The 16,024-nt window shown below is 55.7% G+C and carries 16 protein-coding genes and 5 tRNA genes; 9 read left to right on the forward strand and 12 right to left on the reverse strand.

All coding sequences use genetic code 11. The annotated features are described in order from the left end of the window. From modB to ACMGGE_RS10350, 3 genes are all read right to left on the reverse strand, one after another. A complete protein-coding gene (gene modB / locus ACMGGE_RS10340) occupies positions 1–690 on the reverse strand; it encodes a molybdate ABC transporter permease subunit (protein ID WP_045909470.1) in 690 nt (229 codons plus the stop codon). Continuing rightward, on the reverse strand, positions 690–1,463 hold the full coding sequence (gene modA / locus ACMGGE_RS10345; protein WP_196364858.1) for a molybdate ABC transporter substrate-binding protein: 774 nt from the start codon (positions 1,461–1,463) through the stop codon (positions 690–692). Before modA ends, modB begins: the two co-directional genes overlap by 1 nt. 178 nt (positions 1,464–1,641) lie before the next feature. Then, the gene (locus ACMGGE_RS10350; RefSeq protein WP_008501118.1) at positions 1,642–1,791 is read right to left on the reverse strand and encodes an AcrZ family multidrug efflux pump-associated protein; all 150 of its coding nucleotides are present in this window, start codon (positions 1,789–1,791) and stop codon (positions 1,642–1,644) included. Positions 1,792–1,918: 127 nt separating this feature from the next. Here ACMGGE_RS10350 and modE point away from each other — a divergent pair, with 127 nt between their 5' ends. From modE to gpmA, 7 genes are all read left to right on the forward strand, one after another. Continuing rightward, the gene (modE, locus tag ACMGGE_RS10355) at positions 1,919–2,707 is read left to right on the forward strand and encodes a molybdenum-dependent transcriptional regulator (protein WP_196364859.1); all 789 of its coding nucleotides are present in this window, start codon (positions 1,919–1,921) and stop codon (positions 2,705–2,707) included. A 67-nt stretch (positions 2,708–2,774) separates the two neighbouring features. Further along, positions 2,775–4,247, forward strand: a complete 1,473-nt coding sequence (modF, locus tag ACMGGE_RS10360; RefSeq protein WP_414454874.1) for a molybdate ABC transporter ATP-binding protein ModF — start codon at positions 2,775–2,777, stop codon at positions 4,245–4,247. A 201-nt stretch (positions 4,248–4,448) separates the two neighbouring features. Continuing rightward, the gene (galE, locus tag ACMGGE_RS10365) at positions 4,449–5,465 is read left to right on the forward strand and encodes a UDP-glucose 4-epimerase GalE (RefSeq protein WP_048026980.1); all 1,017 of its coding nucleotides are present in this window, start codon (positions 4,449–4,451) and stop codon (positions 5,463–5,465) included. Between the two features lie 9 nt (positions 5,466–5,474). After that, positions 5,475–6,521, forward strand: coding sequence for a galactose-1-phosphate uridylyltransferase (galT, locus tag ACMGGE_RS10370; RefSeq protein WP_334763103.1), 1,047 nt, complete (start codon positions 5,475–5,477; stop codon positions 6,519–6,521). 2 nt (positions 6,522–6,523) lie between these two features. Then, entirely contained in the window at positions 6,524–7,672 is a 1,149-nt protein-coding gene (gene galK, locus ACMGGE_RS10375) for a galactokinase (protein ID WP_063417487.1), read from the forward strand. Continuing rightward, complete coding sequence (gene galM, locus ACMGGE_RS10380; protein WP_229225505.1) at positions 7,666–8,706, forward strand: galactose-1-epimerase; 1,041 nt, start codon at positions 7,666–7,668, stop codon at positions 8,704–8,706. Before galK ends, galM begins: the two co-directional genes overlap by 7 nt. Before the next feature lie 206 nt (positions 8,707–8,912). After that, the gene (gene gpmA, locus ACMGGE_RS10385) at positions 8,913–9,665 is read left to right on the forward strand and encodes a 2,3-diphosphoglycerate-dependent phosphoglycerate mutase (RefSeq protein ID WP_008501111.1); all 753 of its coding nucleotides are present in this window, start codon (positions 8,913–8,915) and stop codon (positions 9,663–9,665) included. A gap of 61 nt (positions 9,666–9,726) precedes the next feature. Here gpmA and aroG read toward each other — a convergent pair whose 3' ends face one another. Continuing rightward, the gene (gene aroG, locus ACMGGE_RS10390) at positions 9,727–10,779 is read right to left on the reverse strand and encodes a 3-deoxy-7-phosphoheptulonate synthase AroG (protein WP_008501110.1); all 1,053 of its coding nucleotides are present in this window, start codon (positions 10,777–10,779) and stop codon (positions 9,727–9,729) included. Positions 10,780–11,082: 303 nt separating this feature from the next. Here aroG and ACMGGE_RS10395 point away from each other — a divergent pair, with 303 nt between their 5' ends. Beyond that, positions 11,083–11,463 carry a YbgS-like family protein gene (locus ACMGGE_RS10395; RefSeq protein ID WP_420294186.1) on the forward strand — a complete coding sequence of 127 codons (381 nt, stop codon included), beginning with the start codon at positions 11,083–11,085 and terminating at the stop codon, positions 11,461–11,463. A gap of 105 nt (positions 11,464–11,568) precedes the next feature. Then, positions 11,569–12,507, forward strand: coding sequence for a CDF family zinc transporter ZitB (zitB, locus tag ACMGGE_RS10400; protein ID WP_420293729.1), 939 nt, complete (start codon positions 11,569–11,571; stop codon positions 12,505–12,507). On the opposite strand, the gene pnuC is transcribed toward zitB, so the two are convergent. From pnuC to cpoB, 8 genes are all read right to left on the reverse strand, one after another. Then, the gene (pnuC, locus tag ACMGGE_RS10405) at positions 12,504–13,223 is read right to left on the reverse strand and encodes a nicotinamide riboside transporter PnuC (RefSeq protein WP_420293730.1); all 720 of its coding nucleotides are present in this window, start codon (positions 13,221–13,223) and stop codon (positions 12,504–12,506) included. The two genes, zitB and pnuC, sit on opposite strands and share 4 nt — an antisense overlap. A gap of 22 nt (positions 13,224–13,245) precedes the next feature. Next, the gene (gene nadA / locus ACMGGE_RS10410; protein WP_420293731.1) at positions 13,246–14,289 is read right to left on the reverse strand and encodes a quinolinate synthase NadA; all 1,044 of its coding nucleotides are present in this window, start codon (positions 14,287–14,289) and stop codon (positions 13,246–13,248) included. A gap of 191 nt (positions 14,290–14,480) precedes the next feature. Next, positions 14,481–14,556 (reverse strand) — tRNA-Lys (locus ACMGGE_RS10415). A gap of 24 nt (positions 14,557–14,580) precedes the next feature. Next, positions 14,581–14,656, reverse strand: a tRNA-Lys gene (locus ACMGGE_RS10420). A 46-nt stretch (positions 14,657–14,702) separates the two neighbouring features. Next, positions 14,703–14,778, reverse strand: a tRNA-Lys gene (locus tag ACMGGE_RS10425). Positions 14,779–14,781: 3 nt separating this feature from the next. Continuing rightward, positions 14,782–14,857, reverse strand: a tRNA-Val gene (locus tag ACMGGE_RS10430). Between the two features lie 127 nt (positions 14,858–14,984). Beyond that, positions 14,985–15,060 (reverse strand) — tRNA-Lys (locus ACMGGE_RS10435). A 161-nt stretch (positions 15,061–15,221) separates the two neighbouring features. Beyond that, entirely contained in the window at positions 15,222–16,019 is a 798-nt protein-coding gene (gene cpoB, locus ACMGGE_RS10440; RefSeq protein WP_420293732.1) for a cell division protein CpoB, read from the reverse strand. Positions 16,020–16,024 lie beyond the last annotated feature (5 nt).

Here is a 16,024-nt window from a genome sequence, read left to right on the forward strand (position 1 = left end):
TTATTTCCCCATCCGCTCACGGCTCAGCCGCGCCAGCCATTCCGACACCAGCAGCGATACCAGGGCTAATACGATTGAGATGATACACAGCCGCGCCGCCGCGCCCTCTCCGCCCGGCGTTTGAATCAGGGTATACATGGCCGATGGAATGGTTCGCGTCTCGCCGGGAATGTTCGAGACAAAGGTGATTGTCGCGCCAAACTCGCCCAGCGAGCGGGCGAAGGCCAGTACCGTCCCGACAATAATGCCGGGTAACGTCAGGGGAAGCGTGATGGTGAAAAAGACGCGCCAGCGCCCGGCACCCAGCGTACGCGCCGCCTGTTCGAGCTTCATGTCCACGCCTTCCAGCGCGAGGCGGATCGCCCTCACCATCAGCGGGAATGACATTACCGCTGCCGCCAGTACCGCACCGCGCCAGCTAAAAGCGAACGTCAGCCCAAACCAGTCGTAGAGCTTCTCGCCGATAAAACCGCGCCGCCCCATCGAAACCAGCAGCAGATAACCGACCACCACGGGCGGCAACACGAGCGGAAGATGAAGCACGCTGTCGAGCAGCGCTTTGCCGGGAAACTGACAGCGAACCAGTAACCAGGCAAAGAAAATCCCAAAGGGCAAACTCAGCGCAACCGCCAGGGAAGAGACTTTAAGGCTCAGCAGAACAGCCTGCCATTCAGGATCGGTCAATATCATCAGTGAGTCGTAAATCCGTAACGTTTAAAGATTGCGGACGCTTCCGGCCCCTTCAGATAATCGCGGAAAGCCGTCACGGTCGCATTTTTATGTCCATCAACAATCGCAACAGGATATTCCACTTTCTTGTGGGAGTCTTCCGGGAACGTTGCCACCACTTTCACACCCTTACTGGCGACGGCATCAGAGCCATACACAATGCCCAGCGGGGCTTCGTTGCGTTCCACCAGCGCCAGCGCGCCGCGGACATCTTCCGCCGGAGCCAGCTTCGGCGACAATGTCTCCCACGCGCCCAGCTTTTGCAGCGCTTCTTTGGCATAGATCCCGGCCGGAACGTGCTCCGGATCGCCCACCGCCAGACGCCCGCCGTTCAGCAGACTTATCCAGTTGGTCTCTTTGTTGATGGTGAAGTCAGCCTGAGCGCTGGCTTTTGGTGCCACGACAACCAGGCTATTCCCCAGCAGCGTTTCGCGGGTTGCCGCATCAATCGCTTTCTTCTCCACCGCGTAATCCATCCACTTCTGGTCAGCCGAGATGAACAGATCCGCCGGTGCGCCCGCTTCTATCTGGCGCGCCAGCGTCGAGGAAGAGGCAAACGAGGAGACCACCTCGACGTTTTTCTCTTTTTTATACGCCGCCGCGATATCCTGCAGCGCGTTGGTCAATGACGCCGCCGCAAAGACCGTGATTTTACCCTCGTCCGCCAGCGCGTGGCCGGTAAGTGAAAGCGTCAGCGTTGCCCCTGCGAAAAGGCGTACCCAGGTACGTGCCATTTTTAACTCCTGTGAGTAGCGTTATATACACATCAATATAACGGTAACGTCAGGGAGATCCCAGCGTTAAATCGTACCGCTGAAGAGGTAAACCGGTGTGATACGTTAAATATTATCGGCGAAAACGGGAAAATCTTGAGAGCAAAACGCCCGGGCAAGCCGGGCGTTTTGGGGGGAATCAATGCTGCTTTTTAGCCTGGTCTCTGTGACCAATGTTCGAAAAGACGTTGAACACTTCACCCAGGCCGTAGATGGCACCGAGGATGATGGCCATCACTACTGGTACCATGATCACGGCGAATACCAGACTTTTCAACAACTCTAACATGGTTTTCTCCAGATATTGTGAATAGCGTATTCTACCCTTTCAACTGAGAAAAACATCCCCTTTTGTGCGGTACCCTTTGCGCCCTGCACCATTTGGGTCACAATACCCTTTTTGCCAGGACACTGTTATGCAGGCCGAAATTCTCCTTACACTCCGACTTCAGCAAAAGCTTTTCGCCGATCCGCGACGTATCGCCCTGCTTAAACAAATAGAACAAACGGGCTCGATTAGCCAGGGGGCGAAAAACGCGGGCATCAGCTATAAAAGCGCCTGGGACGCCATCAACGAAATGAACACCCTGAGCGAACAGCCGCTGGTGGACAGAGCCACGGGCGGCAAAGGTGGCGGCGGTGCGATCGTGACGCGTTATGGACAGCGCCTTATTCAGCTTTACGATCTGCTGGCCCAGATTCAGCAAAAAGCGTTCGATGTGTTAAGCGATGACGATAACGTGCCACTGGACAGTCTGCTGGCCGCCATTTCCCGCTTCTCGCTACAAACCAGCGCCCGCAACCAGTGGTTTGGAACGGTGACGGCGCGCGATAATCTGCAGATACAGCAGCATATTGAGATCCTGCTTGCCGATGGCACCACCCGCCTGAAAGCCGCCATAACGGCGCAAAGCGCGGAACGTCTTGAACTGGATGAAGGTAAAGAGGTGTTGGTGCTGCTGAAGGCGCCGTGGGTCACTATCACGCGCGATCCCGATGCGGCAAAGGCAGCAGATAACCAGCTGCAGGGCACAATCAGCCACATCGAACGCGGCCAGGCGCAGTGCGAAGTGCTCATGACCCTGGCAGATGGGCAGCCGCTTTGCGCGACCCTACCGCTCAGCGAGTCGGATGGTTTAGAAGAAGGTGCTGTCGTCACCGCGTATTTCAACGCGGACCGGGTGATTATCGCCACTTTGTGCTGAGCGCATTGACAATCGTACCGACAGTGCGTATCCCTGATATCTATTGCTGCAAAAACAGGGATAAATCATGTCATCATTGCATATTTCGCAAGGCACGTTTCGTCTTAGCGATACCCGAACGCTGACGATTGCTGATTTGACACTACGCGCGGGTGAAAGCTGGGCGTTTGTCGGCACCAACGGCAGCGGTAAATCTGCGCTGGCCCGTGCGCTGGCGGGAGAGCTCAACCTCCTCAAGGGCGAATATCAGAGCGACTTTACGCGTCTGACGCGCCTGTCGTTTGAACAACTGCAAAAGCTGGTCAGCGACGAGTGGCAGCGCAACAACACCGATTTGCTCAGCCCTGGCGAAGACGATACCGGCCGCACGACCGCAGAAATTATACAGGATGAGGTGAAAGACCCCGCCCGCTGTGAGCGCCTGGCAGAACAGTTCGGTATCACCCCTCTGCTGGACCGGCGCTTTAAATACCTTTCTACCGGCGAGACGCGAAAAACGCTGCTTTGTCAGGCGCTGATGAGCGAACCTGAACTGCTTATTCTGGACGAACCGTTCGACGGTCTTGACGTGCAGTCCCGAGCGCAGCTGGCGTCTCTGCTGGCGTCGCTTAATCAGCAGGGATATACCCTCGTGCTGGTGCTTAACCGTTTTGATGAAATTCCGGACTTTATCCAGCACGCGGGCGTCCTGGCCGACTGTAACCTGACCGAGACCGGCGAAAAAACCGCGCTGCTTAAGCAGGCGCTGATTGCCCAGCTCGCCCACAGCGAACAGCTCGACGGTATTACCCTTCCGGAACCCGACGCCCCTTCGGCCCGCCATGCGCTTGATCCCCACCAGCCGCGCATCGTGCTGCGTGACGGGATGGTCGCTTATGACGATCGCCCGATCCTTAACCGCCTCAGCTGGACGGTCAATCCGGGCGAGCACTGGCAGATTGTCGGCCCCAACGGCGCGGGGAAATCCACGCTGCTGAGCCTGATCACCGGCGATCACCCGCAGGGCTATAGCAACGATCTGACGCTGTTCGGTCGGCGTCGCGGCAGCGGCGAAACCATCTGGGATATTAAAAAACATATCGGCTATGTCAGCAGCAGCCTGCATCTGGATTACCGGGTCAGTACCACGGTACGCAACGTGATCCTCTCCGGCTATTTTGATTCCATCGGTATTTATCAGGCGGTGTCGGACAAACAGCACAAGCTGGCCCAGCAGTGGCTGGATATCCTGGGCATGGACAACCGGGTCGCTGACGCGCCGTTTCATAGCCTGTCGTGGGGGCAACAGCGTCTGGCACTGATCGTTCGCGCGCTGGTGAAACACCCTACTCTGCTGATCCTCGACGAACCGCTGCAGGGACTCGACCCGTTGAACCGACAGCTTATCCGCCGCTTTGTGGACGTGCTGATTAGCGAAGGTGAAACGCAGCTGCTGTTTGTTTCACATCATGCCGAAGATGCCCCCTCCTGCATCACGCATCGCCTGGAGTTTGTTCCGGATGGCGAGCACTATCGTTATCTGCAAAGCAAAATCGATTGACCCCCGGAGGGCACCGCCCTCCGTTTTTCAGATAACCTGCACTAATACATTGCTATCCCGTTGATCTACAATGCCTCATGGCAGCTGAAAATCGGATTTTAAAAACAGTGTAAACGATTCCACTATTTTATCCCATGTCACACTTTTTGCGTCTCTGTTATGCTATGGTTATTACATACCATAAGCCCAATGGAGCGAAATATGCGAGTTCTGGTAACAGGTGGTAGCGGTTACATCGGTAGTCATACCTGCGTGCAGCTGCTGCAAAACGGCCATGACGTCATCATTCTCGACAACCTGTGCAACAGTAAGCGCAGCGTGCTGCCTGTGATTGAACGTCTTGGCGGTAAACAACCGACTTTCGTGGAAGGCGACATCCGCAACGAAGCGTTGATGACCGAGATCCTTCACGACCACGCCATTGAAGCGGTGATCCACTTCGCGGGTCTGAAAGCCGTCGGGGAGTCCGTTGCAAAACCGCTCGAGTATTACGACAACAACGTCAACGGTACCCTGCGTCTCATCTCCGCCATGCGTGCGGCTAACGTCAAAAACTTCATCTTTAGTTCTTCCGCCACCGTCTATGGCGATCAGCCCAAAATTCCTTACGTTGAAAGCTTCCCGACCGGGACGCCGCAGAGCCCGTACGGCAAAAGCAAGCTGATGGTGGAGCAGATCCTGACCGACCTGCAAAAAGCCCAGCCGGAGTGGAGCATCGCGCTGCTGCGCTACTTCAATCCGGTCGGTGCCCATCCGTCTGGCGATATGGGTGAAGATCCGCAGGGCATTCCGAACAACCTGATGCCGTATATCGCGCAGGTTGCCGTCGGTCGTCGCGATTCGCTGGCGATTTTTGGCAATGACTACCCCACCGAAGATGGCACTGGCGTGCGCGACTATATCCACGTGATGGATCTGGCAGATGGCCACGTTGCCGCCATGCAGCAGCTGGCGGATAAACCTGGCGTGCATATTTACAACCTCGGCGCCGGGGTCGGCAGCAGCGTGCTGGACGTGGTCAATGCCTTCAGCAAAGCCTGCGGTAAGCCGGTGAACTACCACTTCGCACCGCGTCGTGAGGGCGATCTGCCTGCTTACTGGGCCGACGCCACCAAAGCCGACAAAGAGCTTAACTGGCGAGTGACGCGCACGCTTGATGAAATGGCACAGGATACCTGGCACTGGCAGTCGCGCCACCCGCAAGGCTATCCGGACTAAGGATCCGTCATGACGCAATTTAATCCCGTCGATCATCCGCATCGTCGCTTTAACCCGTTAAGCGGGCAATGGATTTTAGTTTCTCCGCATCGCGCCAAGCGCCCCTGGCAGGGGGCGCAGGAGACGCCTGCAAAACAGACCTTGCCGCAGCACGACCCGGACTGCTTCCTCTGTCCGGGCAATACGCGCGTGACCGGGGATAAAAACCCGGACTACCAAGGCACCTTCGTGTTTACCAACGATTTTGCCGCCCTGATGACCGACACGCCGGACGCGCCGGAAAGCCACGATCCGCTGATGCGCTGTGAAAGCGCGCGCGGTACCAGCCGCGTGATCTGCTTCTCTCCCGATCACAGCAAAACGCTGCCGGAGCTGAGCGTTGAGGCACTGAAAGAGGTGGTCAGCACCTGGCAGGCGCAAACTGCCGAGCTGGGTCAAACTTACCCATGGGTGCAGGTGTTTGAAAATAAAGGTGCGGCAATGGGCTGCTCCAACCCGCATCCGCATGGCCAGGTCTGGGCGAACAGCTTCCTGCCTAACGAAGCCGAGCGTGAAGACCGTCTGCAAAAAGCGTATTACGCGGAAAACGGCTCGCCGATGCTGGTGGATTACGCGCAGCGTGAGCAGGCAGACGGCAGCCGTACCGTGGTGGAAACCGAACACTGGCTGGCCGTCGTCCCTTACTGGGCCGCCTGGCCGTTTGAGACGCTGCTGCTGCCGAAAGCACACGTGCTGCGCATCACCGAACTCAGCGACGCGCAGCGCGACGACCTTGCCCTGGCGCTGAAAAAACTGACCAGCCGTTATGACAACCTGTTCCAGTGCTCCTTCCCGTACTCCATGGGCTGGCACGGCGCACCGTTTAACGGGGAAGAGAATCCGCACTGGCAGCTGCATGCCCATTTCTATCCGCCGCTGCTGCGCTCTGCGACGGTACGTAAATTTATGGTGGGCTACGAAATGCTGGCGGAAACCCAGCGTGATCTGACGGCGGAACAGGCGGCAGAACGTCTGCGTGCCGTTAGCGACGTCCACTATCGCGAATCAGGAGTTTAAAAATGAGTCTGAAAGATAAAACACAATCCCTGTTTGCTGAGAAATTTGGCTACCCTGCCACCCATGTAATTCAGGCGCCTGGCCGCGTTAACCTGATCGGTGAACACACCGACTACAACGACGGTTTTGTGCTGCCGTGCGCCATCGATTACCAGACGGTCATCAGCTGCGCGAAGCGCGACGACCGCCAGGTTCGCGTGATTGCGGCGGATTACGGTAATGAGACGGACGCGTTTTCCCTCGATGCCCCGATTGTGACGCACGACAGCCAGCAGTGGTCTAACTACGTGCGCGGTGTGGTGAAGCATCTGCAGAAGCGTAATAAAAACTTCGGCGGCGCCGATTTGGTTATCAGCGGCAACGTGCCGCAGGGGGCGGGCTTAAGCTCCTCTGCGTCTCTGGAGGTCGCCGTGGGCACCGTGTTCCAGCAGCTCTATCATTTACCGCTGGATGGCGCACAAATCGCCCTGAATGGTCAGGAAGCGGAAAACCAGTTCGTGGGCTGCAACTGCGGCATCATGGACCAGCTGATCTCCGCGCTGGGCAAAAAAGAACACGCGCTGCTGATCGACTGCCGCTCGCTTGGCACCAAAGCCGTTCCTCTGCCAAAAGGCGCGGCTGTCGTGATCATCAACAGCAACTTTAAGCGCACGCTGGTGGGCAGCGAGTACAACACCCGCCGCGAGCAGTGCGAAACTGGCGCCCGCTTCTTCCAGCAGCCCGCCCTGCGCGACGTGACGCTCAATGAATTTAACAAAGTGGCGCACGAGCTGGATCCGATTGTCGCCAAACGCGTTCGTCACGTGCTGACGGAAAATGCCCGTACCGTTGAAGCCGCCTCCGCGCTGGCGAAAGGTGACCTGAAACGCATGGGTGAGCTGATGGCAGAATCGCACGCCTCTATGCGCGATGATTTCGAGATCACCGTTCCGCAAATCGACACCCTGGTGGAGATCGTCAAAGCGGTCATTGGCGACAAAGGCGGTGTACGCATGACAGGCGGCGGTTTTGGCGGCTGCATCGTTGCGCTGGTCCCGGAAGAGCTGGTCCCTGCCGTACAGGACGCCGTGGCGAAGCAGTACGAAGCGAAAACAGGTATCAAAGAAACCTTCTATGTTTGCAAAGCATCACAAGGAGCCGGACAGTGCTAAACGAAACACCTACCCTCGCACCGGATGGTCTGCCGTATCGCCTGTTAACCCTGCGCAACCGCGCGGGGATGGTGGTTACGCTTATGGACTGGGGTGCAACCCTGCTTTCAGCCCGCGTACCGATGCCGGACGGCAGCGTGCGCGAAACCCTGCTCGGCTGCGCATCGCCCGAGCAGTATGTTAATCAGTCCGCCTATCTGGGCGCATCCGTAGGACGCTATGCTAACCGCATCGCGAAGAGCCGCTTTGAGCTCGACGGCGTACAGTACACCCTGCTTCCAAGCCAGGGTGAAAACCAGCTTCACGGCGGCCCGCAAGGCTTTGATAAACGCCGCTGGAAGATTGTTCGTCAAAACGACGGCGAAGTGCTGTTCTCGCTGGATTCTCAGGACGGCGATCAGGGCTTCCCGGGTAACCTTATCGCCTCCGCGCGCTTTACATTGACCGACGACAACCGTATCGCCATTGAATACCGTGCGACGGTCGACAAGCCGTGTCCGGTCAACCTGACCAATCACGCGTACTTTAATCTGGACGGCAACCAGTGCGACGTGCGTGAGCACAAGCTGCAGATCCTGGCGGATGCGTATCTGCCGGTTGACGAAATGGGCATTCCGTATCAGGGGCTCAAAGACGTGAGCGGGACCAGCTTTGATTTCCGCCGCGCGAAAACGATCGCCCAGGATTTCCTGAGCGATGACGATCAGCGCAAGGTGAAAGGTTACGACCACGCGTTCCTGCTGCAGGCCAAAGGTGATGTGAAACAACCTGCCGCACAGGTCTGGTCTGCGGATGAGAAGCTGCAGATGACGGTTTATACCACTGCCCCTGCCCTGCAGTTTTACTCAGGTAACTATCTCGGCGGCACAACGGCGCGCGAACACGAAGAGTACAGCGACTGGCAAGGCCTGGCGCTGGAGAGCGAGTTCCTGCCGGACAGCCCGAATCATCCGGAATGGCCGCAGCCAGACTGCGTGCTGCGCCCGGGTGAAGAGTATGTTAGCGTGACGGAATATCATTTTATTCCACATTAATATTCAGCCCTCCCTCTGGAGGGCTTTTTTCTGCGCGCCTTGCTGAAAATAGCGCCGATCGCAGACAAAATCATAACCCTGGATTCACAAGCATCTTACACTCAGAGACTATTTTCGCTATGGTTAGGGTTAAGCGTTGCTGCTGGCACGGCCACGGCAATATAATGAGAATTGTTATCATTCTAAAAATGCTTGAGGAGTAAGAGATGGCTATTACTAAGCTGGTTCTGGTGCGTCACGGCGAAAGCCAGTGGAACAACGAAAACCGCTTTACCGGTTGGTACGACGTTGATCTGTCCGAGAAAGGCGTAAGCGAAGCAAAAGCAGCAGGTAAACTGCTGAAGGAAGAAGGCTTCAGCTTTGATTTTGCTTACACCTCTGTGCTGAAACGTGCCATCCACACCCTGTGGAACGTGCTGGACGAACTGGACCAGGCCTGGCTGCCGGTTGAGAAATCCTGGAAACTGAACGAGCGTCACTACGGTGCGCTGCAGGGCCTGAACAAAGCGGAAACCGCTGAGAAATACGGTGATGAGCAGGTTAAACAGTGGCGTCGCGGCTTCGCGGTCACCCCACCAGAGCTGACCAAAGATGACGAGCGCTACCCGGGCCACGACCCGCGTTACGCGAAACTGACCGACGCTGAGCTGCCAACCACCGAGAGCCTGGCGCTGACCATCGACCGCGTTGTGCCTTACTGGAACGAAACCATTCTGCCACGCCTGAAAAGCGGCGAGCGCGTGATTATCGCGGCTCACGGTAACTCCCTGCGTGCGCTGGTGAAATACCTGGACAACATGGGTGAAGACGAAATTCTCGAACTGAACATCCCAACTGGCGTACCGCTGGTGTATGAGTTCGACGAAAACTTCAAGCCAATCAAACACTACTACCTGGGTAACGCGGACGAAATCGCAGCGAAAGCGGCGGCCGTTGCGAACCAGGGTAAAGCGAAGTAATTTTCGCTGACCATAAAAAAAGCGCGGAACCGTCCGCGCTTTTTTATTTGAGCCGTCAGAATTAACCGCGACGCGCTTTCACTGCGTTAGCCAGCTGGCGCAGGATGGCGTCGGTATCGTCCCAGCCGATGCAGGCATCGGTCACGCTCTTGCCATACACCAGCGGCTCGCTGCCTTCCAGGTTCTGGTTACCTTCAACCAGATGGCTTTCGATCATCACCCCAATCACCGCCTTCTCACCGCCGGCAATCTGCTGACAGACGTCTGCGCCCACTTCCATCTGCTTTTTAAACTGCTTGCTGGAGTTGGCGTGGCTGAAATCGATCATCACCTGCGGTGGCAGCCCGGCTTTTTCCAGCCCGACTTTGACTTCGGCCACATGTTTTGCGCTGTAGTTAGGCTCTTTGCCGCCGCGCAGAATGATATGGCAGTCACCGTTACCGCTGGTGTTAACGATGGCAGAGTGACCCCATTTGGTCACGGACAGGAAGCAGTGCGGTGCGCCCGCTGCGTTGATGGCGTCGATAGCCACCTTAATGGTGCCGTCAGTGCCATTTTTGAAGCCCACCGGACAAGAGAGACCGGACGCCAGCTCGCGGTGAACCTGAGATTCAGTAGTGCGGGCACCAATTGCCCCCCAGCTCATCAGGTCTGCCAGATACTGGGGCGTAATCATGTCCAGGAATTCACCGGCCGCCGGCAGGCCGCTGTCGTTGATCTCCAGCAGCAGCTTGCGCGCAATGCGCAGACCGTCGTTGATCTGGAAGCTGTTATCCATGTGCGGATCGTTGATCAGTCCTTTCCAGCCCACGGTGGTGCGCGGTTTTTCAAAGTAGACGCGCATGACGATTTCCAGCTCGTCCTTCAGCTCTTCACGCAGGGTGAGCAGACGGGCAGCGTATTCTTTCGCGGCAGCAGGATCGTGAATCGAGCACGGGCCAATCACCACCAGAAGACGATCGTCATTACCTTTCAGGATCTTATGGATCGCTTTACGAGCATGAGAAACCGTGTTTGCGGCATTTTCAGTGGCGGGGAATTTCTCAAGGAGTGCTACAGGAGGTAATAACTCATTGATCTCTTTAATGCGTAAATCGTCGTTCTGATAATTCATCTTCGTTCCAGCTCTGCCATATCTTTAGTAATGAAAGCAATCCTTTCAATCTATCTTGTCGACCAGGAAGTGTAAACACGGTTTTACACTTCACGCAGATAATTCCTGGAATTCGCCTAAAAATCGCCACAAAATAGCGAAAAATGAGATCTAACCTAAGCTTTTTAACTGTAACAACCAATTTTAAACGCTTAAACGCGATTCCCTACTGACGTAAGTCCGTAAGGCGGAATCTTTCGCCTCAAAAAAGATGCACTGTTGGAGAATGTTATCCAGCGTAACGACAAGAACAGGAGCACCATGATGAAAATGACAAAACTGGCAACCCTCTTCCTGACCGCCACCCTTGCCCTTGCCAGCGGCAGCGTCCTGGCCGCCGAAACGGGCACCTCAGAGAGCAACGGTGACGCGAATGCGGCTGCGGCGGCAGGTCAGCCTGCGCCTGATGCAAAACAGAATATTGCCCCGAATAACGTCGACAACGGCCAGATCAATACCGGCAATACCAACACGGGCGGCACCATGCTGCATCCAGACGGTAGCGGTTCCGGCACCATGAACCATGACAATATGAGTTCAGACGAGGTCCACAAGAACTCCATGTGTAAGGACGGCAAATGCCCGGACCCTAACGACAAAGTGGGTAACGACGCCAATACCAAAACGGATGGTACCACCCAGTAATTTGTATGCACCGTCAGAAAAAGGAGAGCCCAGGCTCTCCTTTCTTTTTGGAGTAACCTATTAAAAACGCTACACTAAAAACAATAACACTTCAGGAAAGCAGACATGGCGCACTCCCATTCCCACTCGCATGCACCCGGCAACGACAACGCTAAACGACTGATGCTGGCCTTTGGCGTCACGGCAACGTTTATGATTATCGAGGTCATTGGCGGCCTGGTTTCCGGCTCTCTGGCGCTTCTGGCCGATGCCGGACATATGCTGACCGATGCCGCCGCCCTGCTCTTCGCCCTGCTGGCCGTGCAGTTTGCGCGCCGCCCACCGAATGCGCGCCACACCTTCGGCTGGCTGAGGCTGACCACCCTGGCCGCGTTTGTTAACGCCATTGCGCTGGTGGTCATTACCGTGCTTATCGTCTGGGAAGCCATACAGCGCTTTCGGCATCCACAGCCGATCGCCGGGGCGACAATGATGGTCATTGCCGTGGCAGGGTTGCTGGCGAATATTCTGGCCTTCTGGATCCTGCACCGCGGGAGCGGGGAAAAGAACCTCAACGTGCGCGCGGCGGCACTGCATGTGCTGGGGGATTTGCTCGGTTCAGTCGGGGCGATTGTCGCCGCGCTGGTGATCCTCTATACCGGCTGGACGCCTGTCGATCCGATTCTGTCCGTACTGGTGTCGTGTCTGGTCTTGCGTAGCGCCTGGCGGCTGCTGAAGGAGAGCGTGAACGAACTGCTTGAAGGGGCGCCAGCATCCATGGACATTGATGAGCTGAAGCGTAACCTGCGCCGTACTGTCCCGGAAGTCCGTAATGTCCATCACGTGCACGTCTGGCTGGTAGGAGAGAAACCGGTCATGACGCTGCACGTCCAGGTGATCCCACCTCACGACCACGATGCGCTGCTCGATCGCATTCAGCACTTCCTGGAGCACCACTACGACATTAGCCACGCTACCGTTCAGATGGAGTATCAGCCCTGTAGCGGACCGGACTGCCACCTTAACGAGGCGCAGTCCTGTCATTCACATCATCATGACCACTAGCTGGAAAGCGCGTGAGAGCCTCGCTCACGCGCACTGTTAATCCACATTCGGCTGCCGTTCAGTGCGATGAAGGTCAGCAGCAGATATTCCAGCGACATGGCATAGACGCCCTGCAGGGCGAAGATCGCCACGCTGATCACGTTGATGATGACCCACAGCAGCCAGTTCTCAACGTATTTACGGGTCATCAGAATCATTGCCGCAATCGACAGCACCATCATGCAGGAATCCCAGAACGGGAAAGCATCCGGCTGGAGTTCTGGCATCGTTACGTTCAGGCCGATGCCGGACATGACTGAAACGGCAACGCGGGTCAGGAAGGCAAACACCGGGTTGATGTAAACGGTCATTAAGCCAATGGCCACCACGCAGACGACGAACCAGGCGATGGCTTTCGGCAGGGGCAGCCAGCGGATCTGCAGCTCGGCCTCCTGCTGGCTGTTCTGACGCGACCAGGCATACCAGCCGTAAATATTGGCGGCAAAGAAGAACAGCTGCAAAAGCAGGCTGGCGTACAGCTGGATCTGGAAGAAGATAATCGCAAACAGCGTGACGTTAATCAGCCCGAACGCGTAGTTACTGATCTTCTCCAGGCTTGCCAACCAGATACACAATAAGCCCGCCAGCGTACCAACGGCCTCAATCCATGACAGGTCATAGCCACCTGCACCAATCGGTATATGAACCAGAATGTTATGTGTGCTAAAAAAATCCATCTTTTCCCCGGGGCGAGTTGAATTAAGTACGTAGTGTAGCCGCAAAATCCAGCATGCGGTTAAGCGGAATTAACGCGCCTTCACGCAGGGCGGCATCCACATGGATTTCATGCGCCGCACCACCGGTTTCTAACCCTTCGGCAATTGCTTTCAGGCCGTTCATCGCCATCCAGGGACAATGCGCGCAGCTGCGGCACGTTGCACCCTCGCCCGCCGTTGGTGCTTCAAGAAGCTCTTTCTCCGGCACGGCCTGCTGCATCTTATAGAAGATACCGCGATCGGTCGCCACGATCAGCTGTTTGTGAGGCAACGTTCTGGCCGCGTTAATAAGCTGGCTGGTTGACCCCACGGCATCCGCCATGTCGACAATTGACTGCGGTGACTCGGGGTGAACAAGAATGGCGGCGTCAGGATAAAGCGCCTTCATGCGCGCCAGCGCCTGAGTTTTGAATTCATCGTGCACAATGCAGGCACCCTGCCAGCAAAGGACATCAGCCCCCGTCTGCTTCTGAACATAATTGCCGAGATGACGATCAGGCGCCCAGATAATTTTCTCCCCCAGGCTGTCCAGATGTTCAATCAGCTCAACGGCGATGCTCGACGTAACCACCCAGTCAGCCCGCGCTTTTACCGCCGCAGAGGTGTTAGCATAGACCACCACGGTCCGGTCAGGGTGAGCGTCACAGAAGGCCGTGAATTCGTCAATCGGACAGCCGAGATCCAGGGAACACTCCGCGTTAAGCGTGGGCATCAGAATGGTTTTTTCCGGGCTCAGAATCTTTGCCGTCTCGCCCATAAAACGCACGCCGGCAACCAGCAGCGTGGAAGCGGGATGCCGTGCACCGAAGCGCGCCATCTCCAGTGAGTCAGAAATGCAGCCGCCGGTCTCTTCCGCCAGCTGCTGGATTTCCGGGTCGGTGTAGTAATGGGCCACCATTACCGCATCGCGCTCTTTAAGAAGACGTTTGATCTTCTCGCGGTAGAATTGCTTTTCATTCTGGCTCAGCGGGACAGGCTTTGGCGGAAACGGATAGATTGCAGCTTCAGGATCAAACATCACACTCATTATGGCTTCTCGTTTTACGGGCTTAACAATATTGCCTTTCATTTGCCTGACATAGCAAAACGCGTGGCAATTGTGTTTTGTATACTAAACAAGATAGCGAATCTGGCGTGAAAAGTCACCGGGAATAGATGGGCGGAGCATTAGTTGTACCGCAGATAGCAAAAAGGCGCCTTTAGGGCGCCTTTCTACACTGGTGGGTCGTGCAGGATTCGAACCTGCGACCAATTGATTAAAAGTCAACTGCTCTACCAACTGAGCTAACGACCCCTTGCGGGATTTTTTTCTTCGAAGTGGTGGGTCGTGCAGGATTCGAACCTGCGACCAATTGATTAAAAGTCAACTGCTCTACCAACTGAGCTAACGACCCATTCGGGTGCTGACTTCGAAGATTCTTACTCGGTACCACTTTAAAGTGGTGGGTCGTGCAGGATTCGAACCTGCGACCAATTGATTAAAAGTCAACTGCTCTACCAACTGAGCTAACGACCCGAGTGGTGGGTGATGACGGGCTCGAACCGCCGACCCCCTCCGTGTAAAGGAGATGCTCTACCAACTGAGCTAATCACCCACTCTATACTGCCGGAACTGCGTTAAGTGGTGGGTCGTGCAGGATGACTCGGCTTCGCCTCGCCCTACGGGCCGTTGCTGACGCAACGTTATCCTTCACGTTTTACTACTACTTCCACCTGACTTAGTGGTGGGTCGTGCAGGATTCGAACCTGCGACCAATTGATTAAAAGTCAACTGCTCTACCAACTGAGCTAACGACCCACTTTTATGCTGCTTTCACGTTGTTTGATATCCCGTGGCAACGGCGGCATATATTACTGATTTAAGAATTCTGCGCAACAAAAATTTCGATGAAGATCACTTAACTGCTTAGTAATCATGCTGCACGACCAGAAATAACGCGATTTCTGGTCATGCGATAATCATCCCATCGAATTCAGACGTTTTTGCGCCTGCTTAGCACCTTCGGTACCCGGGAATTTTGCGACCACCTGCTGATAAACCGCTTTGGCTTTCGCGGTGTCGCCTTTGTCCTGCATGATCACGCCAACCTTATACATCGCATCGGGCGCTTTCGGCGATTTTGGGTAATTTTTCACCACTGAGGCAAAATAAAACGCCGCATCGTCCTTTTTACCCTTGTTGTAATTCAACTGACCGAGCCAGTAATTGGCATTTGGCTGATAAGTTGAATCAGGGTATTTCTTAACAAAGCTCTGAAACGCAGCAATCGCGTCATCCTGACGAGATTGATCCTGCACCAGGGCAATGGCCGCATTGTAGTCCGTATTCGCGTCACCGCTCTGTACAGGCGCGCCTGTTGAAGCTGACGTATCAGCAGATGGCGCTGGCGTAGACGTCGCCGCACCGCTCTGATCGCCTGCGGCTGGCTGTGCTGCTGTACCACCACCACTGCTCAGGCTATCGATCTGCAACAAGATTTGCTTCTGACGTTCCACAACCTGGTTAAGCTGATACTGGCTTTCCTGAATCTGACCGCGGAGAGAGTCAATATCATTCTGGTTATCGGAAAGTTGTTGCTGGAGTTGGGTTAAAAGCTGGCTGTGAGCGTTAGAAATACGCTCGAGTTGAGTGACCCGGTCTTCTACCGAGCCTGAGCCGACACTACTGATTGGTGCCTGAGCAAAAGCGGCCCAAGGGGCCGCTATTCCAACCAGTAACGACAGACTCAACAGATGATGTCTGAAGTTACTGCTCATGCAAT

It is taken from the genome of Enterobacter sp. BNK-22 (genome assembly GCF_048684805.1).
GTDB lineage: Bacteria > Pseudomonadota > Gammaproteobacteria > Enterobacterales > Enterobacteriaceae > Enterobacter > Enterobacter quasiroggenkampii.